General features: G+C 61.1%; 17 protein-coding genes and 1 tRNA gene. 11 read left to right on the top strand and 7 right to left on the bottom strand.

Features of this window, described 5'->3' with window-relative positions; translation table 11 throughout:
* Positions 1-70 precede the first annotated feature (70 nt).
* From G3N59_RS16890 to G3N59_RS16920, 7 genes are all read left to right on the top strand, one after another.
* Entirely contained in the window at positions 71-8737 is an 8667-nt protein-coding gene (locus G3N59_RS16890; protein ID WP_241023512.1) for a hemagglutinin repeat-containing protein, read from the top strand.
* The gene (locus G3N59_RS16895) at positions 8734-9216 is read left to right on the top strand and encodes a hypothetical protein (RefSeq protein ID WP_241023499.1); all 483 of its coding nucleotides are present in this window, start codon (positions 8734-8736) and stop codon (positions 9214-9216) included. Before G3N59_RS16890 ends, G3N59_RS16895 begins: the two co-directional genes overlap by 4 nt.
* Positions 9217-9369: 153 nt before the next feature.
* Positions 9370-9684, top strand: coding sequence for a hypothetical protein (locus tag G3N59_RS16900; protein ID WP_205983768.1), 315 nt, complete (start codon positions 9370-9372; stop codon positions 9682-9684).
* Positions 9685-9698: 14 nt separating this feature from the next.
* Positions 9699-10037 (top strand): DUF6572 domain-containing protein, encoded by a 339-nt coding sequence (locus G3N59_RS16905; protein ID WP_205983769.1) that lies wholly within the window; start codon positions 9699-9701, stop codon positions 10035-10037.
* A 28-nt stretch (positions 10038-10065) separates the two neighbouring features.
* Positions 10066-11793: a ShlB/FhaC/HecB family hemolysin secretion/activation protein gene (locus G3N59_RS16910; RefSeq protein WP_205983770.1), complete on the top strand. Its 1728-nt coding sequence runs from the start codon at positions 10066-10068 to the stop codon at positions 11791-11793.
* A 41-nt stretch (positions 11794-11834) separates the two neighbouring features.
* Positions 11835-13538 (top strand): hemolysin, encoded by a 1704-nt coding sequence (locus tag G3N59_RS37055; protein ID WP_346777897.1) that lies wholly within the window; start codon positions 11835-11837, stop codon positions 13536-13538.
* 313 nt (positions 13539-13851) lie between these two features.
* Positions 13852-15579, top strand: a complete 1728-nt coding sequence (locus G3N59_RS16920; protein ID WP_205983771.1) for a ShlB/FhaC/HecB family hemolysin secretion/activation protein — start codon at positions 13852-13854, stop codon at positions 15577-15579.
* 291 nt (positions 15580-15870) lie between these two features.
* Here G3N59_RS16920 and G3N59_RS16925 read toward each other — a convergent pair.
* Positions 15871-15947: transfer RNA gene (locus tag G3N59_RS16925), tRNA-Met, on the bottom strand.
* A 371-nt stretch (positions 15948-16318) separates the two neighbouring features.
* Here G3N59_RS16925 and G3N59_RS16930 point away from each other — a divergent pair.
* Together G3N59_RS16930 and G3N59_RS16935 are read left to right on the top strand one after the other, a co-directional pair.
* Positions 16319-18373, top strand: a complete 2055-nt coding sequence (locus tag G3N59_RS16930; RefSeq protein ID WP_205983772.1) for an alkyl sulfatase dimerization domain-containing protein — start codon at positions 16319-16321, stop codon at positions 18371-18373.
* Between the two features lie 9 nt (positions 18374-18382).
* A complete protein-coding gene (locus G3N59_RS16935; protein ID WP_205983773.1) occupies positions 18383-18910 on the top strand; it encodes a hypothetical protein in 528 nt (175 codons plus the stop codon).
* Between the two features lie 6 nt (positions 18911-18916).
* On the opposite strand, the gene G3N59_RS16940 is transcribed toward G3N59_RS16935, so the two are convergent.
* From G3N59_RS16940 to G3N59_RS16960, 5 genes are all read right to left on the bottom strand, one after another.
* A complete protein-coding gene (locus G3N59_RS16940; protein ID WP_205983774.1) occupies positions 18917-19501 on the bottom strand; it encodes a hypothetical protein in 585 nt (194 codons plus the stop codon).
* Positions 19502-19550: 49 nt separating this feature from the next.
* Positions 19551-20006: a DUF202 domain-containing protein gene (locus tag G3N59_RS16945; protein ID WP_205983775.1), complete on the bottom strand. Its 456-nt coding sequence runs from the start codon at positions 20004-20006 to the stop codon at positions 19551-19553.
* A gap of 22 nt (positions 20007-20028) precedes the next feature.
* Positions 20029-20892 (bottom strand): hypothetical protein, encoded by an 864-nt coding sequence (locus G3N59_RS16950; protein WP_205983776.1) that lies wholly within the window; start codon positions 20890-20892, stop codon positions 20029-20031.
* Between the two features lie 79 nt (positions 20893-20971).
* The gene (locus G3N59_RS16955) at positions 20972-22483 is read right to left on the bottom strand and encodes an arylsulfatase (RefSeq protein ID WP_205983777.1); all 1512 of its coding nucleotides are present in this window, start codon (positions 22481-22483) and stop codon (positions 20972-20974) included.
* Between the two features lie 118 nt (positions 22484-22601).
* Positions 22602-23639: a formylglycine-generating enzyme family protein gene (locus tag G3N59_RS16960; protein WP_205983778.1), complete on the bottom strand. Its 1038-nt coding sequence runs from the start codon at positions 23637-23639 to the stop codon at positions 22602-22604.
* A 425-nt stretch (positions 23640-24064) separates the two neighbouring features.
* On the opposite strand from G3N59_RS16960, the gene G3N59_RS16965 reads away from it, so the two are divergent.
* Positions 24065-24970 carry a hypothetical protein gene (locus G3N59_RS16965; RefSeq protein WP_241023500.1) on the top strand — a complete coding sequence of 302 codons (906 nt, stop codon included), beginning with the start codon at positions 24065-24067 and terminating at the stop codon, positions 24968-24970.
* A gap of 15 nt (positions 24971-24985) precedes the next feature.
* Here G3N59_RS16965 and G3N59_RS16970 read toward each other — a convergent pair whose 3' ends face one another.
* Positions 24986-25753 (bottom strand): hypothetical protein, encoded by a 768-nt coding sequence (locus tag G3N59_RS16970; RefSeq protein WP_205983779.1) that lies wholly within the window; start codon positions 25751-25753, stop codon positions 24986-24988.
* Between the two features lie 339 nt (positions 25754-26092).
* Between G3N59_RS16970 and G3N59_RS16975 the strand changes: the two genes are divergently transcribed.
* The gene (locus G3N59_RS16975) at positions 26093-26800 is read left to right on the top strand and encodes a response regulator (protein ID WP_205983780.1); all 708 of its coding nucleotides are present in this window, start codon (positions 26093-26095) and stop codon (positions 26798-26800) included.
* Positions 26801-26860 lie beyond the last annotated feature (60 nt).

Consider the following 26860-nt stretch of genomic DNA (forward strand, 5'->3'; position numbering starts at 1 on the left):
TGCTGCGGGTAAGGCTGGAGAGACGCGTGTAACAGGTCGCGCGTTGGGTTTTACGTCAATGCGCCTGGCGTTGCGTCGCCTTCTTCCTGCAGCGCTGCTGGCCGTCGCGCCGATGCTGTCGTTCGCACAGATCGTTGCGGGCGGTGCTCACGCGCCGAACGTCATCCAGACGCCCAACGGGCTGGAGCAGGTGAACATCAACCGGCCGTCTGGCGCGGGCGTGTCGGTCAATTCGTATAACCAGTTCGACGTACAGCAGCGCGGCGCGCTCCTGAACAACTCGCCGACGATGGTGCAGTCGCAACTCGGCGGCATGATTAACGGCAATCCGAACTTCGCTCCGGGACAGGCCGCGAAGGTCATCGTCAACCAGGTCAACAGCGCCAGCGCGTCGCAATTCAATGGCGCGCTGGAAGTGGCAGGCCAACGCGCGAATGTGATTCTGGCCAATCCCTCGGGCATTTCGGTCAACGGTGGGACATTCATCAACACGAGCCGGGCAACGTTGACGACCGGCACGCCGAATTACGCGGCAGATGGCTCCGTTGCGGGCTTCAATGTGACGGGCGGCAACATTACGATCAGCGGCGCGGGGCTGAACGCGTCGGGCGTCGATCAGGTCGATCTGCTCGCGCGCGCCGTGCAGGCCAACGCGGCGGTCTACGCGAAGAACAGCCTGAACGTCGTGACCGGCGCGAACAGCGTCGACTACGACACGCTCAACACGACCGCGATTGCAGGCGATGGCGCAGCGCCTGGCGTTTCGATCGACGTGAGCAATCTCGGTGGCATGTACGCCAATCGTATCGTTCTCGTCGGCACGGAAGCTGGCGTCGGGATTTCGCTCAAGGGCGTCGCGGCGGCGCAATCGGGTGACCTCGTGCTGACATCGGCGGGCAAGCTGGTGCTGGCAGGCCAGACGAACGCGAGCGGCAATATCGTTGCGAACGCACACGACGGTATCGACAACAGCGGCACGACCTACGCGCGGCAGAACGTGAGCCTCGCGACGGCCGGCGCGCTGACGAACAGCGGCATGGTGGCCGCACAGCAGAACACGAGCGCGAGCGCCGGTTCGGTGAGTTCGAGCGGTACGCTCGCGGCGGGCGTGAATGGCGACGGCTCGCTCGCGCAGTCCGGCGACCTGAATGTGAATGCGACGGGCGCCGTCACGGCGACGGGCCGCAATGTCGCGGGCGGCAATGCGGGCGTGAGCGGCGCGGCGCTCAATCTTGCGGGCGCGACGAATTCGGCTAACGGCGCGCTTGTGCTGGCTGCGAACAGCGGCGATTTGAACCTGTCGGGCGCGACGACGACCGCGGGCGGCACGCTCGACACGCGCGCGGCGGGCACGCTCACGAACGATAACGGCGCGATGTCGTCGAGCGGTGCGCAGAGCATCACGGCGGGCGCGGTGTCGAATCGCGGCGGGCAGATTGTGTCGGGTAGCACGCTCACCGAAACGGTCACGGGCGCGACGAACAACCAGGGCGGCACGATGCAGGCCGCAGGCGCGCTCGCTTCGTCGGGCGGGGCGCTCGACAATTCTGGTGGCACCATCGCGTCGCTGAACGCAGACGGCGTTTCCATCACGACGACCGGTCTGCTCAACAACGGCGCGGGCGGCAGTATCGGTGGCAACGGCGCGGTTACGTTGCAAGGCGCACAGATTGCGAACGCGGGGTCGATTACGGCGGTGCAGTCGCTGATTGCGCGCGCCGTGCAGACCCTGTTCAACAGCGGCACATTTGCGACCAATGCGGATATGACGCTTTCGGCGGGTACGACGCTCACGAACGCCGGTCTGTTCGGCGCGGCAAGTGCGCTCACGTTATCTGCGGCGACGGTCGACAACAGCGGGGGCGCTGCGAGCGCCGACCAGTTCACGCTGCACGCGGCCAGCCTCGTGAATCACGGCGGCACGATCACGCAGACTGGAACCGGCGCGACCACGCTCGACGTGACCGGCACGCTCGACAACTCGGCAGGCGGCACGCTGCAAACCAACAGCACGGACCTCACGCTTGCGCCGGCCACGCTCGATAACGATGGCGGCACGATTACGCATGCCGGGAGCGGCAAGCTGTCGATCAACGCCGGTAACGGCGCGGGCGCCATCTCGAACGTCGGCGGCAGGATTGCCACGAACGGCCGCGTTTCGATCCAGGGCGGCGTGCTCAATAACACGTCCGGCTCGATCATTGGTCAGAGCGGACTGACGGCGAATGTTGGCGGCGCGCTCGACAACACGAACGGCAAACTGCTGTCGAACGCAGATACGGGCATCGCGAGTGGCACACTCAACAACAACGGCGGCCAGATCGGTGCGGGCACGAAGGAAACCATCAGCACGGGCTCGCTGACCAATAGCGGCGGCTCGATTGTCGCGCCCGACCTCACACTGACGACCGGCGCGACGCTCGACAACAGCAGCGGTGACATCGAGGCAAACCAGCTTGCGCTGAAAGCGGCTGACCTGATGAATCGCGGTGGTTCCATCACGCAGTATGGCGCGTCAGCAACCGGCTTCACTGTGAGCGGTACGTTCGACAACTCGAACGGCGGCACGCTGCAAACCAACAGCACGGATTTCACGCTTGCTCCGGGTGCATTGAACAACGATGGTGGTTCGATCATCGACGCCGGCACCGGCACGTTGACGATTCAACCCGGTAACGGCGCGGGTTCATTTTCGAACGTCGGCGGCAGGATCATCTCGGCGGGCCAGATCGCAGCACGCGCGGCGAGTCTGAACAACGCCAACGGCGTGCTCGCAGCGCAAGGCAATATCGCGGCGAGCATCGCGGGCAACCTGAACAACACGCAAGGCTCGGTCCGTTCGCTTTCGTCGCTGTCGCTCGCAAGTGGCGGCACGCTGACCAATACCAGCGGGCAAATCCAGTCCGGCACGGGCGCGGCGGGCGACACCAGCACGCTCGCCATTCAGGCCGCGTCGGTCGACAACACGAACGGCCTGGTTGGCAATCTCGGCACGGGCGACGTGACCGTGCAAGGCGGCAGCCAGACCGTGAACAGTGGCGGCGTGATAACCGGCAATGGCAACGTGAGCGTCAACACATCGGCGCTCGTGAACACGCAGAATGGCCAGCGCGGTGGACAGATCAGCGGCGCGGGCGTCACGCTGCAAGGCGATACCGTCGATAACAGCGGCGGCCAGATTGGCAGCTTCGCGGGTTCGAGCGGCGATGTCGCGATCACGACGACAGGCGCGGTCACGAATGCGAACGGCCAGATTGGTGCGGCACACAATCTTGCCGTGAACGCCGCGACCCTCATGGGTGGCGGCGCCTATAGCGCGGCGAATGACGTTGCAGTGAGCGTTCGCGGCAATTTCGCACCCACGCCCGATGTCCAGTTCAACGCCGGTCATGACCTGACCTTTACCCTGCCGGGCACGTTCAGCAACGGCGCGTTCGTTGAAGCCGCGAACAACCTGAACATCAACGCCGCCGATATCCAGAACAGCGGCGTCATGATGGCGGGCGGCACGCTCGCGACACACTCGAACACGCTGGAGAACACGGGCACGATGGTCGGCGGCAGCGTTTCGCTGAACGCCACGCAATCGCTGTCGAACACGGGGCCGACTGCGCTCATTGGCGCGACGGACAGCAACGGCACGCTCGAACTGCTGTCGAACGACATCGAGAGCCGCGACGACACGACGGCCACCGACACCCAGGCGACGACGGCCATCTACGGTCTCGGCAAGGTGGTGCTCGCAGGCGGCAAGGACGCGAACGGTAACTACACGAACGCGAGCCTGATCCGCAACCAGTCAGCGTTGATCGAATCGGCGGGCGACATGGAACTGCACGCCGGTCAGGTCACGAACACCCGCACGACGATGACAACGACGGGCTTGAACCAGTCCGTCGATCCTGATCTGCTTGCGCAACTCGGCATCAGCCTGTCCGGCTGCACGGCGCTGGACATGAACGCCTGTTCGGCGGGGCATCCTTATGTGGGCTGGTCAACGCAAGGCGACCCGAATGCCATCGGCGGCGCCTACATCGAGCCGCCACACGGCGGCCAGTGGAACAGCGGCTACCAGTACACGACCTACACGGGCGCTGCGCTCGCGAACCTGATCGCCGGCATCAGTCCGCAAGGGCAGATCATTGCGGGCGGCAATCTTGATGCCTCGTCGGTTGGTCTGTTCCAGAACTACTGGAGCGCGGTGGCGGCGGTCGGCAATATCGCCGCGCCGGTATCGCTCGACCAGAACAGCTGGCAGGGTCAGGCCGCGCCTGGCGTGCAGGTCACGTACTCGGGGCAGTATCACTACACGAACTACGACCACAGCATCGCGGACTGGACTTACTCATTCTGCGCAGCGAACTGCAACGCCCCCGCCGATATCCGCAACTACGCGCTGCCATCGTATGAGTCGAGCTTTGTGGCGGGCGGCACGCTCTCGGGCAATGGCATCAGCATCGACAACACGGCGGGTAATGCGGGCGTGCCGTCGCTGAATCTCGCGCCGGGTCAGGCGATGTCGGGCGTGAGCGTCAACGGTATCAGCGGCAATGCGAGCGGCGGCAAATCGGGCGCAGCGTCGGTCAATGGCGGCGGCAGCATGGTCGATCCGGCGATTGCGAGCGCCACCGCGCAGAGCGTGTTGCAAAACCTCTCGATACCCGCAGGCGGATTGTTCAGCCCCGCGACGGCTCCGGGCGCAACCTATCTCATCGAGACGAATCCGGCCTTCACGAACCAGAAGACGTTCATCTCGAGCGACTACTACCTGCAACAGCTTGGCCTGAATCCGCAGACGACCGAAAAGCGCCTGGGCGATGGCTTCTACGAGCAGCAGCTTGTGCGTAACCAGATTACGTCGCTGACCGGCAAGGCGGTACTCGGCCCGTACACCGATCTTCAGTCGATGTATCAGGCGATGCTCGATGCGGGCGCGTCGCTGTCGAAGACGTTGAACCTGCCGCTGGGCATGAGCCTGTCGCCGGAACAGGTCGCGGCGCTGACCAGCAACGTTGTCATCATGCAGACGGAAGTGGTTGATGGTCAGTCGGTGCTCGTGCCGGTTGTCTACCTTGCGAAGGCCAACCAGCAGAACATGAACGGCCCGCTGATTGCGGCGACCGACATCGACATCCAGAACGCGCAGACGTTCACGAACAGCGGCACGGTGCAGGCTGGAAACACGATGTCGATTCAGGGGCAGCAGATCGACAACGCATTCGGCACGCTGCAAAGCGGCGGTTTGATGTCGCTGACGACGAAGGGCAATGTTGATCTGACTTCTGCAACGGTGAACGCTGGCAGCCTTGCGCTGAATGCAGGCGGCGACCTGCTGCTGAACACGGCGATCAAGACGGTCGACCAGGTCAGCGCGACCGGCGCGACGCGTACCACGACGACGCTCGGCCCTATTGCGAACCTGAACGTCGCTGGCAATGCGGTCATCGTGACGGGCGGCAACGTCGAACAGAACGCGGGCAATCTGAACGTCGGCGGCAATCTCGGGATGGCCGTGGGCGGCAACTACGATATCGGCGCGGTGCAGACCGGCGAGCACAAGATCGTCGAGCGCGCGAACGGCGTGTCGAATACGGATCTCAACCGGACGACTGGGAGTTCCGTGAACGTCGGCGGCATGTCGGTGATTGGCGTCGGCGGCGACCTGACGGCGACCGGTGCGAACATCAATCTCGCAGGCGGCGGCGTCGTTGCAGCAAACGGCAATGTGACCTTACAGGCGGCTAAAGCCACGTCGACCACCGATAGCAACAGTTCGGGCAGCGACAGCCACGGCAGCTACTCGGAGTCGTTGCACCGCTCGGACGATTCGCTCACGGCGACCACGCTCAACGCGGGCAACTCGCTGACCGTTGCATCGGGCAAGGATATCAACGTTACCGGCAGCGCGATCAGTCTCGACAAGGGAACCGCCACGCTCGCGGCAGCAGGCAACGTCAACATCGGCGCAGCCACGGAAACGCACGTCGAGAATTCACAGGAACAGCACAAGCACAGCAATGTCGTGAGTGGCAAGGAAGTATCCAGTTCGAGCAACACGACCACTACGCTCTCACAGGGCAGCATGGTTTCGGCTGATGGCGTGGCAATCAGCAGCGGCAAAGATCTCAACGTCGCGGGCAGCACGATTGCGGGCACGAACAATGTTGCGCTAACGGCTGCACATGACGTGAACATCACGACCACGCAGGACACCATGCAGTCGTCCAGCAGCTATCAGGAGAAGCGCACGGGCCTGGGGACGAGTGGCCTGACTGTCACGGTCGGCACCAACAAGCTCGCGACGACGAATGACGCGTCGAGCGTCACGAACAACGCGAGCACGGTCGGCTCGATCAACGGCGACCTGTCGATCCAGGCGGGCAACACCCTGCACGTTACGGGCAGCGACCTGGTCGCGGGCGGCAATCTCGCGGGCACGGCGGCGAACGTCATCATCGACGCGGCAACTGATACCTCGCACCAGGCGCAGACGCAGAAGACCAGCAGTAGCGGTCTGACAATTGGTCTGGCGGGTTCGGTAGGCGACGCGATCAACAACGCGTATTCGGAAAGCCAGGCGGCGAAGAATTCCACCAGCACCGGCAACGACCGCGCTGCGGCGCTGCACAGCATCGCCGCAGCGGGCGATATCGGTCTGGCGGGCTTGACCAGCTCCGGCATGACGCCGGACGGCAAGCCCGACATCGGCATCAAGGTCAGCATTGGATCGAGCAAGAGCGAAAGCCAGTCGTCCGAAGACCAGACGACGCATCGCGGCTCCAATGTGCAGGCAGGCGGCACAGCGGGATTCGTGGCAACCAGTGGCGACCTGACTATCGCCGGGTCGAACGTGAACGCGAGCGACGTTATTCTGGCAGCGAAGAACAACGTGAACGTCATCAACACGACCGACACGGATTCGACGCGTAGCTCGAACAGTTCCAGCAGCGCGAGTGTCGGCGTGCAGTACACCCTGGGCGGCGGCTTTGGCGTATCTGCCGCGATGGCGAACGCGCACGGCGATGCGAACAGCGATGCGTCGATCCAGAATGCTTCGCATGTGAACGGCTCGAACAGCGTCACGGTGATATCAGGCGGCGATACGAATATCATCGGCTCGCAGATCAACGGCAAGCAGATCGCGGCGGATGTGGGCGGCAATCTGAACATCACGAGCGTTCAGGACGTGACGAACAGCGCCGCGCACCAGAGCAGCACGGGCGGCGGATTCACGATCAGCCAGGGCGGAGGTAGCGCGAGTTTCAGCGCACAGAATGGACACGCGGATTCGAACTATGCAGGCGTGAACGAACAGGCTGGGATTAATGCAGGCGATGGCGGATTCAACGTCAACGTCGAAGGCGACACGGGCCTGACAGGCGGCGTGATATCGAGCACGGCCGACGCGTCGAAGAACAGCCTGACGACTGGCACGCTCACGTTCAGCGACATCCAGAACCAGTCGCACTATAGCGCGAACAGCAACGGCATCAGTGCGGGCGTGGGCGTCGGCCCGAGCACAGGCAAGGCGGTCGGCCCTGGCTCAGTGCCGGGTTCGGGCAGCGTAGCGCCGATGATTTCGCAGAACGAAAACGGCGATTCGAGCGCAACGACGCGCAGCGCAATCAGTGCGGGCACGATCAATGTGACGAACGGTGCAGGCCAGACGCAGGACATTGCGAGCCTGTCGCGCGACACGACGAACACGAACGGCACGGTTGCAAAGACGCCGGACGTGAACACCATCCTGAATCAGCAGGCCGACACGATGGCGGCTGCACAGGCTGCGGGCCAGACGGTGTCGCAAGGTATCGGTGCGTATGCCGACATGAAGCGCGACGACGCGGCGGCGGCCTACAAGGCAGCGTCCGACCGCGGCGACAGCGCTGGCATGGCCGCAGCGGCGGCTGACTACAACAACTGGAAGGAAGGCGGCGATGCACGCGCCGAACTGCACGTTGCGGGCGGTGCGATGATTGGCGGGCTCGGCGGCGGTAGCGCGTTCAGTACAATTGGCGGCGCGGCTGGAGCAGGTCTGGCGTCGAAGATGGCCGGTTCACTGAACGATATCTCGAAGGGTGTAGCATCGGCGACGGGGTCGGACCTGATTGGCAATCTCGCGGCCAACATTGCCGCGGGCGTAGGCGGCGCTGCGGTCGGCGGTACGGCAGGCGCGGCGATGGCGTCGAACGTCCACCTGTATAACCAGTCAGTCGATGATGAACGCGCGTTGACGGGCGACCCTGGGAAGAAATCGCCGACGCTGTTCTCACTGGCGATGCAAGGCATTGCAAACGGCCTGAATGCGATTGTTGGCATGGGCGGCGGCGTGCCGCCTACGGCGAGCCCTGGGGTGGTGCTGGCAGAGTCGACTGCAGCGAATGCTGCGTTAGGAACTCCGGGTTTGCTGCCCGCAAACTCGATTCTTGCTAAAGGCGGTCAGCCACCGAAAAGTAACGACACCAACGATTCAATGCTTGGTGAAAATGGCCCGCAGATTGCAAGCAAAACGATCTGGAAAGGTGGTGGAAGCGAACGGATTGACGTGGAGAATCCTAACCCTGGTCAACGCCCTGGTCAAATACACTACCAGGACAACCAAGGCAATAAGTATCTCTATGATCCAAGCACGAACTCGTTCCAAGATGCACCGAACTCCGTGAACAAATTGCTGAATGATCCAAATTTCAGCGCCGCAATTCAGAAAGGGCTCAACAAGTATTTGGGAGGTAAATGATGAAAGCCAATGCTGGCATGAAGGAAATACTAAATACGTTGACGTTCGGGAATCCGTTGATTGCCCCCCTGAAGTCAATCGCAGACGCTGGCTTCGTGAAAAAGCAGGAATGTTATCTACTCCGTTCATTCGCGGAGAAATTGACGAACGCAAAGCGAGCCGACTTCCAAGATTGTACAGGCTACGAGTGTTTCGTAAATTCGCTGCATGTAGAGGACTATGAGAAACAGGAGCCTGTTGCGCAGGCGATTCTGTTAGTGAACAAACTATTTTTTCTATGGAACGCGTCCGATTCGCCGCTCCACTTAACCGCGATCATTTCGGCAGATGAACTTACCATCGTTGTCCGATTTCACGTCAAGCGCTGCAGTGAGCAGTGGTTGAGCGACGACATCGATGGCTATAGTGATCCTGTCATGTCCGTTGATTCGGACGAGGAAATAGTTTCTCAACTGATACGACGCGGCGGCCTAGCGTAAGTCATGGAACAAAAACGAGTAGCTTGTGGCGTATGGCCACTCATTGAGCACGGTATAACGAAGTTCGAGCGAGAGCATGGGTGGAAGCCGTTCGGACTGGTGATCCGTATAAGGATGCCGTTCCTGAACGAAAGTTGAATAATCGTTAAATCCATGAAAAAGTACGACGTACTGCAAGACCTCATCGAAGGCAAAATTAACGAAGAGAACGCCGAAGACATTCTCAGCGAGATTTTGCACGATATGAACAGAACCGTTCCTGTAAAAGATCTACTAGGTATGTCTCAATACGAGTGGACAGCGTATGGAAACGGAGCAGACTTTCAGGACATTGCTAACTGGCGCGCTCATGGATGGCCGAACGTGTGCTTCATCTGCGGACAACCAATCAACGTCGAGCAATTTGGATGGCTCCCACGCAGACATGAAGGCCGCATGCAGTTGAGGCACGTAACTTGTCCGAAATAACGTGTACGAAAACCATGTCAATCCTTGATGAAAATGTGGTCGATATTATCGGCGTTGATCCGAGCAAGGGAATCGCAACCCTAGTCATTACCGATCATCTCGAATGGACTTCACCTGTAGGAGAACACTTGCTTCTGCTACAGGAGAAAATCAATTGCTATCTTCGCTTTCTTGAAGGTGGCGAGTTGGAGCAGCACTACCCCGATTCGAAGGGGTGCAAACAACAGATCGAGATAGCGATGAAATATGAGCCATCGTCCGAGGCGTTGCACTTCATCGGGAAAGCTCGCGAAATTGTTCAGGGTGCCGGATTCGACCTTATATACAGGGTCTCCGCGTCAGACAACGCTTGACGGACATGATTTAGAAAGACTTCTCGCAATGAAAATCAGAAACAGCCTGGCGGCGCTGCCGCTATCGGCTTTGGTCGCGCTCGCGCCCAATGTGCAGGGGCAAAGCCTCGGCGGCATCGAAACCGAACAGAACCAGCAGCAGCGGCGCGACGCACAGCAGCGCGAAGCCGCAGTATCAGCGCCCGCCGTGCGCTCGGCTGTAACGAAGATTGAAGCCTTTCCCGCGCTGCCGGCCGAAACGCCGTGCTTTCGAATCGACCGGTTCGCGCTCGACGTGCCTGACGCACTCCCGGCCGCGGCACACGCGAAAGGCGCATCGGCTTTGCCGCTCGACCCGTTCGCCTTCGCGCGCGAATGGCTCGACCACTACAAGGGGCAATGCGTCGGCAAAGAAGGCATCGACATATTGAGCAAGGGATTGCAGCAGGCCGTGCTCAGTCGCGGCTATGTGACCACGCGTGTACTCGTGCCGCAGCAGGATTTGACGGCGGCCACGCTGTCGTTCGCGCTCGTGCCGGGTCTGGTGCGAGAGGTCCGGCTGGCCGATCCTTCGATGTGGGGAACGTGGAAAAACGCATTTCCCGTGAGCAGCGGCGACGTGCTCAACATGCGCGATCTTGAGCAAGGTCTGGAACAGATGAAGCGCGTCGCGTCGCAAGACGTGGACATGAAGATCGAGCCGACCGACATCCCTGGCGAAAGCGATGTCGTCGTATCGGTCAGGCGCGCGAAGCCCTGGACGTTCGTCGCGTCGGTCGACAATTCCGGCACGTCATCGACGGGAAAATGGCAAGGCAACGTCAGCCTTGGCATTGATAACCCGCTTGGACTCAACGACGTGTTCACGGTCGGCGCGAATCAGGATTTGTCGTTCGGCAACAAATCGCTTGGTTCGCACGGGTTCAATGGTTCGTACTCCATTCCATTCGGCTACTGGACGGCGACCTTGTCGGGCAACACCAACACCTACTACCAGAACATCGGGGGCGTGAACCAGACGTTTGTATCGAGCGGCAATTCACAGACTGCGGCGCTGCGCATCGCGCGCGTGCTGTCGCGCGGTCAGAACGACGTGCTCGGCGGATACGTTCAGCTATCGAAGCGTTTCGGTGACAGCTTCATCGACGACACGACGATCCCGACACAGGCGCGCAACAACACGTTTCTGGAACTCGGCGCGACCGACCGGCATTACTTCGGTGGCGCGCAGTTCGACGGCGCGCTCGCCTACCGTCAGGGCATCGGCGGCCTTGGCGCGACGCCGGACCCCTACATCGACGGCCCGACGTACCGCTTCCATATGACTGTGCTCGACGCGAACCTCTCGGTTCCGTTCGCCATCGCAAACCAGCCGTTCAAGTATGTGACCACATTCCACGGCCAGTTCACGAATGACACGCTGTTCTACATCGACGACCTGACCATTGGCAGCCGATACACCGTGCGCGGCTTCGACGGCGAAACCATGCTCGCAGCCGAACGCGGTTTCTACTGGCGTAACGAACTGCAATGGCCGGTATTGCAGACGGGCCAGACGTTGTACGCGGGGCTCGACTACGGGCGCGTGTTCGGGCCGAACACGGCGGCACTGGCGGGGACGCAACTGGCGGGCGCTGTGATTGGCATTCGCGGCGGCGTGCCGACGAAAGTTGTTGGCGTCTCGTATGACCTGTTTGCCGGAACGCCGATCTATAAGCCTGAAGGATTCCCGACCGCACGCTGGACGGTCGGGTTCCAGATTACCGGGCAGTTCTGATTGCCGGCATTCAGGCGGGAGATGGCGGATTCAACGTCAACGTGAAAGGCCATACCGACCTGAAAGGAGCGACGATTGTTAGCACGGCGGACGCAGCGAACAATAACCTCTCGACCGGTACGCTCACGTTCAGCGATATCCAGAACAGTTCGAGCTACAACGCGCATTCGGGGGGCATCGGCGGCGGCGTGACATTGGGCGACGGCGGTTCGAACTACGCAACGCATGGCAACACATCAGGCTCGAATACGGGAGGTGTCGCATCGATGTTGAGCCAGAACGACAGTGGCAGTGATAGCGCCACGACGCGCAGCGCGATCAGCGTGACGGACGCGGCCCACCAGACGCAGGATGTTGCGAGCCTGTCGCGGGATACGACGAACACGAACGGCACGGTCGCGAAACTGCCTGACGTGAACAATCTGCTCGACCGGCAGGCTGACACGATGGCGGCGGCGAGTGCCGCAGGCGAAGCGGTCTCGCGGCGCGTCGGCGACTTCGCGCAATCGAAGTACGACGAGGCGAAAGCGAATGGCGATCAGGCCGGCATGGACGCATGGAAGGAGGGCGGCATTGCGCGCGCGGAAATGCAGGCGGCGGGTGCGGCTATCGTGACGGGGCTCGCGGGCGCAAACGCCGTGGGCGGTGCGGCGGGTGCGGCTATCGCCTCTATCGCAGCTGGCAAGCTGAACGAACTGAGTGGCGCGATTGCCGGCGCGAATCCGACCGGCAGCGGCGACGTGAATACCGTACTCGGGAACATCGTCGCAAACGCAATCGCGACGGGTGCAGGTGGTGCTATTGGCGGTAATGCGGGTGCGGTTTCGGGATACGACGTCGACCGGTTCAATCGGCAGTTGCATCCCGACGAGTACGCGCTGGCAAAGAAGGACGCAAAGATCGTCGCGAAGCAGCTTGGCATCAGTGAACAGGAAGCCGAAGGTCGGATCGTGGCCGAAATGCTTCGTAACTCCGACCAGCAGACTTCGGATGCGGCGGGAGGCGTACACGATTACCAGGTTCGCGCAATCATTGGATGCCAGAACCTGAACTGCGACGGCTACAAAAATGACCCGCAGTACGCTAATCATAGCTACAACAGCCAGTACATCGCGAGCAATCAGCAAGCCTATGATGCGGGACAGGGTCAGCTAAACAAGGGAGTGACGTACAACGACCTTGTGAAGAACAACGTCAAGAACAATCCGGTAAGCACGGCCATAGCTGGCGCGGCCATGATAGCAACTGGCGGGTTGGTTGCCGGTGGCGTGCCGGCGATTGGCGGAATGATCGCTGGTGGTGGTATCGGAGCGACGGTCAACAGCGCGGCTCAGTATGGCTTCAACAATGGACAAATTAGTCCCGTCGACGTTGGTATGGCCGCCGTAACGGGCGCTTTGACCTTTGGTACAGATTTCCTGCCCGGTCTGCTTATCAATACCGGCGGCGCTCCTGCAGGCTCTGCGATCAAGGGGGACAACCCTAACTTGAGCATGGCTGGAGCCGCAGCGGGAACAGCGGTGGGCTACAAGGCAGGCGGCTGGACGGAAAGTAGCATGAACAGCATATTGAATCCTTGGTATCGAGCAGAATGGGTGGATATCGGAATGGGTGTATCCAAGTACGTCCCTCCCAACGTATTACCTTCGCTCGGCGGCACAGTGATCGGTGCGATGGGCTCAGAAGGCACGAGCGGCACTATGGGAATTATTGTCAATCCTCCAGTTAAGGCGCCAAAGAAATGAGTAGTTTCAAGAACGAAATGAAGCAATACGCCTATTTTTTCATTTTCTTTCTGGTGATTGTTATTGTAGGAGCAGCGTTTTTTGAGTTGCTTTTTTGGCCTGCTCTGGCATGGCTACGAGGAAGCTCCTACTTTCCACAGATCGACCGATTGTACAAGTGGGTAAGGTTCGCAGTGTTCGCCGTTCCGATATGCGCCTTGATAACGTGGCTTTACCAAAGGTCACGTCGTTGATATCGACTATTAACCATCCGCACGCACGTTAATCAGCACGTCGGACTCCTGACAGGGTCCGGCTCTATCTCGCATCTCCTATGAAAATCAGAAAGAGCCTGGCGGCGCTGCCGCTATCGGCTTTGGTCGCGCTCGCGCCCAATGTGCAGGGGCAAAGCCTCGGCGGCATCGAAACCGAACAGAACCAGCAGCAGCGCCGCGACGCACAGCAGCGCGAAGCGGCGGTACAGGCGCCGGCCGTGCGCTCGACCTTGCAGAAGGTCGAAGCCTTTCCCGCGCTGCCGGCCGAAACGCCGTGCTTTCGCATTGATCGGTTCGCGCTCGACGTTCCTGACACGCTATCGGCCGCAGCGCACGCGAAAGGCGCATCGGCTCTGCCGCTCGACCCGTTCGCCTTCGCGCGCGAATGGCTCGACCACTACAAGGGGCAATGCGTCGGCAAGCAAGGCATCGACATATTGAGTAAGGGTTTGCAGCAGGCCGTGCTGAGTCGCGGCTATGTGACCACGCGTGTGCTCGTGCCGCAGCAGGATTTGACGACGGGCGTGCTGTCGTTCGCGCTCGTGCCGGGTCTGGTGCGGCAGGTCCGGCTCGCCGATCCTTCCATGTGGGGAACGTGGAAAAACGCGTTTCCGGTCAGCGGTGGCGACGTGCTCAACATGCGCGATCTTGAGCAAGGTCTGGAACAGATGAAGCGCGTCGCGTCGCAAGACGTGGACATGAAGATCGAGCCGACCGACATCCCTGGCGAAAGCGATGTCGTCGTGACAGTGAGGCGCGCGAAGCCCTGGACGTTCGTTGCTTCGATCGACAACTCGGGCACGTCATCGACGGGAAAATGGCAAGGCAACGTCAGCCTTGGCGTCGATAACCCGCTTGGACTCAACGACGTGTTCACGGTCGGCGCGAATCAGGATTTGTCGTTCGGCAACAAATCGCTTGGTTCGCACGGGTTCAATGGTTCGTACTCCATCCCATTTGGCTACTGGACGGCCACCCTGTCGGGCAACACAAACACCTACTACCAGAACATCGCCGGCGTGAACCAGACGTTTGTATCGAGCGGCAATTCACAGACTGCGGCACTACGCATCGCGCGTGTTCTGTCGCGCGGTCAGAACGATGTGCTTGGCGGATACGTTCAGCTATCGAAGCGTTTCGGTGACAGCTTCATCGACGACACGACGATCCCGACACAGGCGCGCAACAACACGTTTCTGGAACTCGGCGCAACCGACCGTCATTATTTCGGCGCGGCGCAGTTCGATGGCACGCTCGCGTATCGTCAGGGCATCGGCGGGCTTGGCGCGACGCCTGCCCCATATGTTGACGGCCCAACGTACCGATTCCACATGACTGTGCTCGACGCGAACCTTGCCGTTCCGTTTGCCATCGCAAACCAGCCGTTCAAGTATGTGACCACATTCCACGGCCAGTTCACGAACGACACCTTGTTCTACATCGACGACCTGACCATCGGCAGCCGATACACCGTGCGAGGCTTCGACGGCGAAACCATGCTCGCAGCCGAACGCGGTTTCTATTGGCGTAACGAGCTGCAATGGCCGGTATTCCAGACGGGACAGACGTTGTACGCGGGGCTCGACTACGGGCGCGTGTTCGGACCAAACACGGCTGCACTGGCGGGGACGCAACTTGCAGGCGCTGTGATTGGCATTCGCGGCGGCGTGCCGACGAAAGTTGTTGGCGTGTCCTACGACCTTTTCGCGGGGACGCCCATCTACAAACCTGAAGGATTTCCTACTGCACGATGGACGGTCGGTTTTCAGTTGACGGCGCAGTTCTAGGTTTTGCTGCGCCTGCCCGAAATACGAGCGACGTCGAATGCCAGGCGTTTCGCCCGACGGCCTGAACGCCTCGTCGGCACTCAGGTGCAAATCCGCCAGGCATCGCTATCTGCCGAATCATTTTCGACGGCATCGAGAAAGCGCAAAAAAGCAAAAAGCCCGCTTGGAGCGGGCTTGTCAGGGCGCTGCATTTCGCCGTTTCACACGGCCAGCGCCCACTTTGCGCACACATTCAAAGAAAAATCTTGTTCCTGAAAATGGGCTAATGCGCAGAAAGCTTTAGAAGGTTTTTGGTTGCGGGGACAGGATTTGAACCTGTGACCTTCGGGTTATGAGCCCGACGAGCTGCCAGACTGCTCCACCCCGCGGCGCGAATTGTATCGACATGTTTGCAGAGTGTCAAATGCTAGTGGTTTTATCGCAAGGCGAGGCATAAGAGCCGGGCTACGGCCCGAAGCCGTTCATCGACGATTCAGTCTCGATCGAGGCCGCGCTGTGATCGACAGGCGACTTTGCACTTGCAGGCAATCGCCTGCGCGATTTCAGACTTTATTCTTGTTACTCGGCCTGCATGCCCATTGGATCACCACCGAAACTCAATCGCCCTTCAGGGCAATCCGGTTGCCCCAAGTACCGATAGTCGCGGCCCGGCGATTGTGCGAAAAATCCCCGAGAAGTTCTCGAGCAACGCTGACACGCGCCCAGCGCCTGTCATTTCCTTGAATAACCGGAGGTGGTCATGTCGCACTCGGACGACGATGCAAAGTCAGGCGGTCGCAGGGCATTCCTCAAAAACGTCGCCGTTACCAGCGTGGCAACCGGCCTGTCCGGTGTCGTCGGAGAGACTCTGAGTCAGGTCGCGCACGCGGCGACGCCGACCACCGGAGCAGCCAAGCCCGCCACGGCCGCGACGCTCGCGGTGAACAAGCAATATGCCGAGTTTCTGTCGTTCGGCGATGCACAGGACTTCGAAGACGCCAAACGCGGGCTCGTGGCGACGCTGCCCGAGCCGGTCGTGATTCCCGGTCCCGGCGGCACGCACGCCTGGGATCTGCAGCAATTCGCCTTCGTACAGGGCGGCCCGGAAAACAACGCGCCGCCGACCGTGAATCCGAGCCTCTGGCGTAACGCCAAGCTCAACATGAACCACGGTCTTTTCAAGGTCGTCGATGGCATCTGGCAGGTGCGCGGCTACGATCTGTCCGTCATGAGCATCATTCGCGGCGACCGCGGCTATATCGTGGTCGATCCGTTCATTACGACCGATGTGGCGTCGACGGTATGGAAACAACTCGTTATTCCGCACCTCGGCGACCACCCGATTACGCACGTCATCTACACGCACAGTCACGTGGATCACTACGGCGGTGTGCGCGGCCTCGTCAGCGACGACGACCTGAAAGCCGGCAAGGTGCAGATCGTTGCGCCCGCAGGCTTTACCGAAGCGGCGGTGGGCGAGAACATCATCGCGGGCAATGCGATGGGGCGACGCGCGAGCTATATGTACGGCTCGCTGCTGCCGCGCAGTCCCACGGGCATCGTGGATGGCGGTCTCGGCAAGACGACATCGGTGGGCACGATCACGCTGGCCGTGCCGACCATGTTCGCCGAAAAGACCGGGCAAAAGCTCACGCTCGACGGCGTGGAACTGGTCGTGCTGATGGCGCCGGAATCGGAGGCGCCCTCGGAATTCATGTTCTATCTGCCGAAATTCAAGGCGTTCTGCGCGGCTGAAGACGCGACCCACACGCTGCACAATCTGTACACCTTGCGCGGCGCGAAAGTGCGCGATGCACTGCTCTGGTCGAAATATCTGCAATCGTCGCTCGATATGTTCGGTGGCGATATGCAGGTGGTTTTTGCTTCGCACTACTGGCCGACGTGGGGCAATGATCGCGTGGTGGCGTTCCTCGGCGCGCAGCGGGACATGTACCGCTATCTGCACGATCAGGTTCTGCGCATGGCCAACAAGGGCATGACGCCGCTGGAAATCGGCGAATCCATTCGTCTGCCCGATAGCCTCGCGAAACACTGGTATTGCCGCGGTTATTACGGCACGGTCTATCACGACGCCGTGGCGCAATACAATCTGCGGCTGGGTTTTTTCGATGGCGTGCCCGCCAATCTGCATCGCTTGCCGCCGACCGAAGCGGGCAAGCGCTATGTCGAATTCATGGGTGGATCGGCGGCGGTGCTGAGCAAGGCTCACGGCTACTACAGCAAGGGCGATTACCGGTGGGTCGCGGAAGTCGTGAATCACGTGGTTTTCGCGGAGCCGCAGAATACGTCGGCGAAACAGCTGCTGGCCGATGCTTACGAGCAATTGGGCTATCAGGCGGAATCGGCGTCATGGCGCAACTTCTATCTCACGGGTGCGCAGGAATTGCGCGGCGGCATCCAGCAGCTTCCTGCGCCGCAGCCGCAAAGCCCGGACACGATCCAGGCGATGCCGCTCGACATGTTCCTCGATTATCTCGGCATCCGTCTGAACGGCGACCGCGCCAACGGCAAAACCGCTTCGTTCAATCTGGTGCTCACCGATACGAAAGAGAAATACGTGCTGGGCGTGCAGAACAGCGCGCTGCATTACACGGCGAACACGAGTTCGAATTCGGCGGACGCGACCGTCACGATGACGCGCGCGGATCTCAACGAAATCATGATGGGCAAGACCAACATGCAGAAGCTCGTCATGGGCGGCAATGCCAAAATCGACGGCGACAGCCAGAAACTGGGCGAATTCGTTTCGTGGCTCGATACGTTCGACTTCTGGTTCAACATCGTCACGCCTTGAGGGGATGCCATGTGCGCGATCTGTAATTTCAAGCTCGATTTCAGCGTCGGGCATCCGCTGGCGCTGAAGATTGCCGTGGCGGCCCGCAAGGCGATCGATGCGGGGCTGATCGATGCGGTCGATACCACCGAAGGCGCGCTTTCGGCCGCCCGCATGCGCCTGTCGGCCATCGAAGCGCTGAACCTGCTGCAGGCGCGGGTCGAAACTGCGCACGGCGAGGCGGCGCTGCTGGCACTGCCGGACTTCTACGTTTTGCTGATCGAAAACGATACGTGGGGCTTTTTTCACGCCACGACCGTAGGTTTCGATCCGGATATCGTGCCGGAGATGCCCGACGTCACGGCCACGGAAGATGCGTTGCACAGCAATATCGTGATTACGTCCGAGGCGGCGTTGCGCGCGTGGCTGGATGGGCGCTTCCAGCTGGCGCGCGCGCTGGAAGATGACCTGTTCGTGATCGACGCGCCGCAGACGCACGCGGCTTCGCTCACGCAGATGCTGGCAAGCGCCGAAGCGGCGACGCTGGCCGTGGGTTAAAAGCCGTCATGCCAGTAGCGCCGTCAAGCCTACGCACGCAGTAATCGCCGGCGCTACAGCACGGAATTTCACGTTCACGCGTACCAGCCGGGCGCCGGCCCAGGTGCCCAGCCATCCCATCAGCACGTACAGTGCGACGAGCGTCGCGCCGATCCACGGCGCGACGCTCGTGCCATTTCTGGCAAACACGGCCGCGAAAATCAGCAGATTGTCGGTGCTCACGGACAGAAAGGCCGACATCATCGCGACCATCGACAACATCACGGGTACGTCCGGTTGCGATGGCGTCTGCCCGTCGCTGCGCCGGATACCCTGCGCAAGCTGGATCAGCCCGATCGACAGCGGCACGATGCCGAAATAGCGCGAAGGAATCTCGACCGCACTGGCCGCGAAGCCGATCAGCAGACTCGCGACAATCACCGCGATGCCCGTGACGACGAAGGCGGCAAACAGTCTGAAAGGTTTCGCCGATGCCGAAAACGAGAGCATGAGCGCGGCGGAATCGACATTCGTCGCGGCGAATGCCGCGCAAGTGGCGGAAAGGATGGCGAATGGGGCCGCAAGCGGAAATAAAGGCGCAATGGCAGTCACGCGACGTGTCCTGATGACCGAGGCGACATTGTGCGGGCGCGACCGTGCATTAGTCCAGCACCAGCGAACCCAGCGCGAACGCACCGAGCGCCGCCACGGCGATCCCAACCCAGTAAGCGAGATTCCACTGCGGCAGCAGTCCTTCGCGCCGCAGCGCGCCGACGCGGCGCCGGTGCTGCACGACGGCCACCAGCAGCGCGATGGTGCCGATCACGACCATCGCCGTGCCGACCGTGCGCGGCGACCAGGTCGCGCCAAAGCGCCCGACAATGGGCGCGCCGCGCTGGCCCGCCACGTATTCGAAGAACTTCGCCAGCGTGAAGCCGAAACTGATCATCGAAAGCGCGGTGCGCAGCCAGGCCATGAGCGTGCGCTCGGCGGCGAGAAAGGTGCGCTCGACCGCAAGCGAGGTGCGCGCGCGCGTTTGCAGCGTGCCTTCGTCGGGAATCAGCGGGGCGGAAAGATGCGTATCCGGGATATTCAAGGTTTCGCGTTCGCGATTCATGATGTGACCTCGTGGTGTGGCGCTACGGCGTGTCGGAGGACAGTGCCGAACGGCCGCGCTGCCACTTCACGTAGGGAATCGCCAGCAGCGTGCAGAGGATCAGGTACAGCACGAGCGTCGGCGCGAATTGCTCGCCGGGAAAATTAGCCGCCGAGATGCCCAGTGCGATTGCCGGATGACGTGAAGCGGTGGAGAGCGCCAGTACCGACGCGTGTTCCTGCTCGGGTCCGCCCAGACAATGGCCAATCGCCAGTCCCGCAACCACGAAGGCGACGATGGCCAGCACCGTCCAGTGACCGGTGGAAGAGAGGATCGCGCGCCAGGTGCCGGCCAGCAGCACGAGGACGCCCACGGCGAGGAGGATCGTCGCGATCAGGCGTACGGGCCGCAGCAGCCTCTGCGCGGCGCGAGGCATCAGCGAGGCCACCAGCAGGCCCACGGCGAGTGGCACCACGATCATGGTCAGCACGGTTTTCATGATCGATACCGGACCGACTGCCAAAGGTTGCGCGAACAACCAGTTGAACAGCGCAACCGAGAGCGGCATGGTCACGATCGACACCAGCGCGAGCACGACAAGCAGGCCAAGGCCGTAGGGCGCGACGCCGCCCGCTTTCTTGTGCTTCTTCGGCAGCAAGGGCGGCACTGGCGAGATGGCGAGCGCGGTCAGCACCACGGCGGTCGGCTGCGGTAGATCGAGGTAGTACACGCTCGCGACCACGAGGATCGGCATGACCACCAGCATCGCGATCAGCGAACGCAATAGCAGGCCGGGCCGCTGCGCGATGTAAAGGAGATCGTCGCGTGTGGCCTGCAGGCCGTAGGTGAAGACCGTCGCGGCGATGGCGCACTGGAGCGCGAGCAGGATCAGGGCCTTGGCGTCCATGGATGTCCGGGCAGGAGAGTGTCCCGGCAGCGCGTGGTTGCGCGCCGCCGGGATCGTACCGATGCGCAGCGGGAACGTCTTAGCGATGGCCGCCGCCGGCCGCATCCATCATCTTTTCGATCACCTGGTCCACGCCGAAACTGGCGGCTTTCTGGCGCGGCGGGAATTCCTTGAAGGTCTGGAGGAATTCGGCCACGCCCGCCTGCGCGGGCACGAGGATGAACACGTGATCGAGCAGCCAGTCGTAGTAGGTATTGGAGGTGATATCCGCGCGTTCGTAGGGGTCGGTGCGCAGATTGAAGATTTTCGGCACGCGCAGCGTTACCAGCGGTTCGGCCCAGATTCGCAATGTGCCGGCCGTGCGTTGCTCCATGAACACGACTTTCCAGTTGTCGAAGCGCAGACACGCCAGGTCGCCGTCATCGGTGAAATAGAAAAAGCCCTTGCGTTCCGGCTTCTTCGCTTTGCCGGTGAAGTAGGGCAACAGGCTGAAGCCGTCCAGATGGACCTTGAATTTCTTGCCGTTGGCCTCGATGCCTTTTTGCAGCTCTTCCTTGACGGCCGGATTGCCCGCAGCTTCGACGATGGTGGGCAGCCAGTCGAGGTGACTCACGATTTCGTTGCAGACCGTGCCCGGTTCGATCACGCCTGGCCAGCGCACGAGGCACGGCACGCGATACGCGCCTTCCCAGTTCGAGTTCTTCTCGTTGCGGAACGGCGTCATGCCGGCATCGGGCCATGAGTTCATGTGCGGACCGTTGTCGGTGCTGTACATGACCATGGTGTCTTCGGTGATGCCGAGTTGATCGAGCAGCGCCAGCATTTCGCCAATATGCTTGTCGTGCTCGACCATGCAGTCATGATATTCGGACTGCCAACGACCGGCCTGGCCGCGAATGCGATCCTCGATATGCGTGCGGAAGTGCATGTGCGAGGTATTGAACCAGAGGAAGAAGGGCTTGTCTTCCTGATGCGCCTTCTGGATGAATTCCTTCGCCGCCGCCAGAAATTCGGTGTCGATGGTTTCCATGCGCTTTTTGGTCAGCGGCCCGGTGTTGTCGATCTTCTGGCCGCCTTTGCCGTCTGCCCAGCAGTGCAGCACGCCGCGCGGACCGTACTTCTTGTGAAAGTCGGGAAATTCCTTTGCATCCGGGTAATCGGGCAACTCCGGTTCTTCCTCGGCGTTGAGGTGATAGAGATTGCCGAAGAATTCATCGAAGCCGTGCATGGTCGGCAGATGTTCGTCGCGATCGCCGAAGTGGTTCTTGCCGAATTGCCCCGTGGTGTAGCCCAGATCCTTGAGCAGTTCGGGAATATTCGGATCTTCGGCGCGCATGCCCAACGGTGCGCCTGGCAGGCCAACCTTGGTCAGCCCCGTGCGCAAGCCGCACTGGCCCGTGATGAAGGAGGCGCGGCCCGCCGTGCAGCTTTGTTCGCCGTAGTAGTCGGTGAACACCGCGCCTGCCTCGCCGATGCTGTCGATATTCGGTGTGCGATAGCCCATCAGCCCTTTGGTGAAAATGCTGAGATTCGACTGGCCGATGTCGTCGCCCCAGAGGATCAGGAAGTTGGGTTTCTTCTTGCCCGCCATGGAACACTCCTTTGCGTGGACTTCGCGTGGACGTCAGATAGAGCTACCGCAGCCGGTAGCGGATCGCCTGCCGGTTCCGTGCGTGACGGATGCGCGGCAGACCGTTTCTCCAGTGGGTTCAACCGGAAGTGCTGTTTGAAGCGGTGGCGGGGGCGCTGTCGCGCACGACACACCGAAAGCCCACGTGGCACGTGGACGTATCGACCGGCTGCGCCATGCGCGCGGCAGGGCGATAGCGCCTGCAATAGTTGGGCGCGCAAAGGTACGAGCCGCCTTTCATGACCTTGCGGGGAATTCTGAGCTGCGGCGTACGCGAATCGACACTCGCTTCGACGCTCGCGCCGCGCGGATTGTCCAGCGTGCAGCACGCCTTCACGATCTTGCCGTGGTCCTGATACCAGTCGCTGGTCCATTCCCAGACGTTGCCCGCCATGTCGTACAGGCCGTAGCCGTTGGGCGCAAACGAGCCGACCGGTGCGGTCCATTCGTAGCCGTCTTCCAGCAGGTTCTGCCACGGAAACTCGCCTTGCCAGGTATTGGCCATCGGCTTGCCTTGCGGCATGAATTCGTCGCCCCAGACGAATTCCGCGCCCTCCAGGCCGCCGCGCGCCGCGAATTCCCATTCGGCTTCGGTCGGCAGATCCTTGCCGGCCCATTGCGCGTAGGCCTGGGCATCGTCGAACGTGACGTGCACGACGGGGTGATCCGCGATTGCGTCGAGCGAACTCGACGGGCCGCGCGGATGCCGCCAGTCTGCGCCCGCCGTATAGCCCCACCAGTTGAAGTGATTGCGTAGATCGACGCGATGCGGCGGTTTGGCGAACACCACCGACGACGGCGCCAGCATTTCAGGCAGCGCGCCCGGATAGTCGTCGGGATTGGCGGGGCGCTCGGCGGCCGTGACGAAGCCGGTCGCTTCGACGAAGCGCTGGAAATCCGCATTGGTCACCGCATGACGATCGATCCAGAAGTCGTGCACGCGGACTTTGTGCGCCGGCGCCTCTTCCGGGTAGTGATGATTCGAGCCCATCAGAAACGTGCCGCCCGCAATGTGGACCATATTCGCGGGCGCAACGGGTGCGTGCTTTGCCGTTGTGTCGAGGGTGTCGAGGGCGTCGATGCTGTCGATGATCGCTGCGGATGCGCAATGGTGCATGGTCGGTCGAGTCGCGGGACGGTAGGAGGAAAAACGGCTGCGCACGAAAACGCCAGGGCATGCTGCGCAACGCCGTTTCAGCGACATTCAGTATTGGAGCCGTCACGCGGTTTCGCCATCGGTAGATGGGGCAACGCCGTTGCCCTCGGGGGCAATGTAGATTGCCCCGCACCCCAATGGCATCGCCGATGCGCCTGTACGACACTCGCGCATGGCACTGCGGTGTTTGTCGTCTCGCGCAATTCGCACCCCGGCGTTCTGCTGCGCCAGAGCGGCCGGTCCTGTCGATGTTCTCAACGGTGGGGCACACCATGTCCGTGAGGTCGCGGCGCAGCTGCCGGCATCTCGTCAATCGACGCAGAAATCTGCGCGCCGCGCTAATCGCGAGTGTCGGGCTGGCTTGCGGTGCTGGCGGATTCTATGCCTTGCCGGCGCCAGCGCAGACGCTGCCTTCGGCGCCCGCCATCACCGGCCCGGACGTGCAAAAGCGCGCCAACGGTGTGCTCGCGCTGTTGAGTTTTACCGTCACGCCGGATCTGACCGCCAGTTCGCTGGGCATTCGCAACGGCGCCACCGGCAATCCCGCGCTCAACATGACGCAACTCGGCGGCGGCTTTACGTTGAGCCCGAGTTTCCCGCTATATCTGGAAGGCGCGCTGGGCGGATCGCGTTACGACCCCACGTTTATTGTCTCGGACGGCCAGCAGCAGCGCGCGTTGCCCACGCGCTGGACCAATGTGGCGGCGACGGGCGGCATCGGCTGGGACTTTCCGCTCAATGAAAAGAAAGATCTGGTGATCCGGCCGATTTTCAATTTCTCGCTGGGCGAAGTGCTGAGCGATGCGAGCGCCGCGCAATTCCTGATCAATCGTCGCGTCGATAAAAACGTCGCCTTTATCAAGGACGGATCGCTCAATGCCTATGGATTGGGCGGATCGCTGATGATCGGCTGGTATCCGCGCAAGGAACCCTATGAATTCGACCTCGAATTGCGCTACACGGATATCTATCTGCAAAGCTTTGGGTCGTCGAGCGGCGTGCGCGGATCGGCCAATGCCGAATCGACCAATCTCTATGCCCGCTGGCGGGCGCCGACTGGCTTATTGGTGCTGCACCGGCCGCTGCGCTATGTGCTCGAACTCTCGCATTCGACCTATCTCGGCAGTCAGGCCGATATTCTCGGCTTCAATCATTTGACGTCGCTGGGCGCGGGCCTGGAAATCGACACCGGCGCGGTTACGAAGCTGTTTTCGCGCTTGCGGATTGTCGGGCGTTATGCCTTCGGCAAAGACATTTCCGGTGCGTCGCTGGGGATCGCGCTCAGCTTTTGAGGCGTGCGATTGGCCTCAATTCGCCGACATCGACTGCTGCAGGCTCAGCAGGTTTTGCGGCACCACGCGAATCAGGCCGCCACGGGGGCTGTCGATATCGGCGATCAAGGAAAGCGACAGTGAAACCGTGATAGGCAGGACAAAGAGCAGCACGCGCCGCCCGGTTTTGCCGCGCACGCCGTAGCCCTGCATCAGGTTGCTGAAGAAGGCAATCGACATCATCAGCGCCCATGCCGAAACGGGTATGCGATTGAGCCACGCCGCCTGCGTATAGCCCTGGGTATTGAGCACATCGTTCATGCCGGCCACGGCGAGTGCCGTGATGGGCGTGGGCCGCGCCTCGGCCGCTTCGCGCACGGCAGCCCATAGCTGCGTCTGAACGGCCGTGGTTTGGGTGCCGAGCGCCTCGAGTTCGTGCGCATTGCGCGTGCGGTAATACACGATGCGCAAGTCGAGATATTTCACGAGCAGCGCTTTGGCCTTTTCTGCGCCGGGCGAGCCTAGAAGGTCGGCGCGAACATATTCGGTGCCGATTGCATTGGCTTCTTCTTCCTCGTAGTTTTTCCGCTGGTCGTATCGGCTCACTGCCATGGAAAGCGTAAAGCCGATCAGCAGTGCGAGCAGCGTGAGCGTGGCGCCCTGAACTACGTTGTAGTTGTCGCGCGCATCGTCTGAGAACGGCACGACGCGTTGCATGACGATCGCGCCCAGTATCGCCCCGACGGAAAGCAGAACGATCAGCACGATAAACAGATACGCGGGATGGTGAACGAGCTGCGTCATTGAGGCTCCGGGTGGGGCGGAACGGGATAGTGCGCCATAGACCGTGTTCAAATGAATCTTATCGTGAAGCCGCGCATGTGCGCGTTGCCCCAAACCCTAAGCGATATAAGCCGGACACATTCGCTCGTCTGAAAAAATGTTTGCAATCGCGTCGTGTGCCAATTATTTCTATTTGCTGAATGGAATCTAAAAGTGTTCCAAAAATGATTGGAAACCATCGTTCCATCTGCTTCGGCTTATGAGTGCAATAAGTGGGAAATCATCGGCCTTTGGGTCCTTAAACGCCCCGTGTGTACAGCTTTAAAACAAGTCTTACGATAAATTGCTATAACGCATTACATGCATGTAAGTTGCAATAAGCCGGTAGAGGTGAATCACCAGGGAGCCACTAAATCCGAAATCGAATACGGATCCAGATGGCAAAGACGGAGTGATGTCGTGAATAGTGATTCCAACAGGACGATTCACGTTGTCGAAGACGATGCATCCATGCGGTCGGCATTAAAAAGACTCCTGAGTACGGCCGGTTATCCCGTGAGGACTTACGCCTCGGCCGGCGAATTTCTGGTGAGCGAACCCGAAGGCTGGAGCGGTTGTTTGCTCGTCGATCTGGAACTGGGCGGCCCGAGCGGCCTGGATTTGCAGCAGGCGCTGCGCCGTCAGCCCCGCGCGTTGCCGGTCGTGTTCATGAGCGCATACAGCGATGTGCCGCGAACCGTGCAGGCAATGAAGGCGGGCGCGGTCGATTTCCTCGTCAAGCCGTTCGAGCGAGAGACCTTGCTGGATGCACTCGACGCGGCATTCGACGCGCAGGCGCATGAGTTGCCCACACCGGTTGCCTCGGCCCCCGATGTAAATCTGGGAGACCGGGAGCGAACGGTATTGACGGGCATCGTGGCGGGGCGGCGCAACAAGCAGATCGCCGCTGATCTGGGTCTGTCCGAGCGCACGATCAAGAGCTGTCGCGCGGACCTGATGCGCAAGCTTGGCGCGGCTTCGTTCGCGGATCTGTTGCGGCGTGCAGATAGCCTGTCGCTCGCGGCGTAGTCATTTTTCGCGGGCACAGAAAAGCCGTGAATATCCCTTTGTCGTGGCATGAACAGACAG

The sequence above is a fragment of the Paraburkholderia sp. Ac-20340 genome (assembly GCF_017104965.1).
In the GTDB taxonomy this organism is placed as follows: Bacteria; Pseudomonadota; Gammaproteobacteria; order Burkholderiales; family Burkholderiaceae; genus Paraburkholderia.

Coding starts and splice junctions, on each gene's coding strand:
- G3N59_RS16975 (WP_205983780.1), top strand. CDS start 26,093: ATGCATGTAAGTTGCAATAAGCCGGTAGAGGTGAATCACCAGGGAGCC.
- G3N59_RS16945 (WP_205983775.1), bottom strand. CDS start 20,006: ATGAATCGCGAACGCGAAACCTTGAATATCCCGGATACGCATCTTTCC.
- G3N59_RS16905 (WP_205983769.1), top strand. CDS start 9,699: ATGTCAATCCTTGATGAAAATGTGGTCGATATTATCGGCGTTGATCCG.
- G3N59_RS16910 (WP_205983770.1), top strand. CDS start 10,066: ATGAAAATCAGAAACAGCCTGGCGGCGCTGCCGCTATCGGCTTTGGTC.
- G3N59_RS16960 (WP_205983778.1), bottom strand. CDS start 23,639: ATGCACCATTGCGCATCCGCAGCGATCATCGACAGCATCGACGCCCTC.
- G3N59_RS16930 (WP_205983772.1), top strand. CDS start 16,319: ATGTCGCACTCGGACGACGATGCAAAGTCAGGCGGTCGCAGGGCATTC.
- G3N59_RS16920 (WP_205983771.1), top strand. CDS start 13,852: ATGAAAATCAGAAAGAGCCTGGCGGCGCTGCCGCTATCGGCTTTGGTC.
- G3N59_RS16935 (WP_205983773.1), top strand. CDS start 18,383: ATGTGCGCGATCTGTAATTTCAAGCTCGATTTCAGCGTCGGGCATCCG.
- G3N59_RS16950 (WP_205983776.1), bottom strand. CDS start 20,892: ATGGACGCCAAGGCCCTGATCCTGCTCGCGCTCCAGTGCGCCATCGCC.
- G3N59_RS16900 (WP_205983768.1), top strand. CDS start 9,370: ATGAAAAAGTACGACGTACTGCAAGACCTCATCGAAGGCAAAATTAAC.
- G3N59_RS16895 (WP_241023499.1), top strand. CDS start 8,734: ATGATGAAAGCCAATGCTGGCATGAAGGAAATACTAAATACGTTGACG.
- G3N59_RS16955 (WP_205983777.1), bottom strand. CDS start 22,483: ATGGCGGGCAAGAAGAAACCCAACTTCCTGATCCTCTGGGGCGACGAC.
- G3N59_RS16970 (WP_205983779.1), bottom strand. CDS start 25,753: ATGACGCAGCTCGTTCACCATCCCGCGTATCTGTTTATCGTGCTGATC.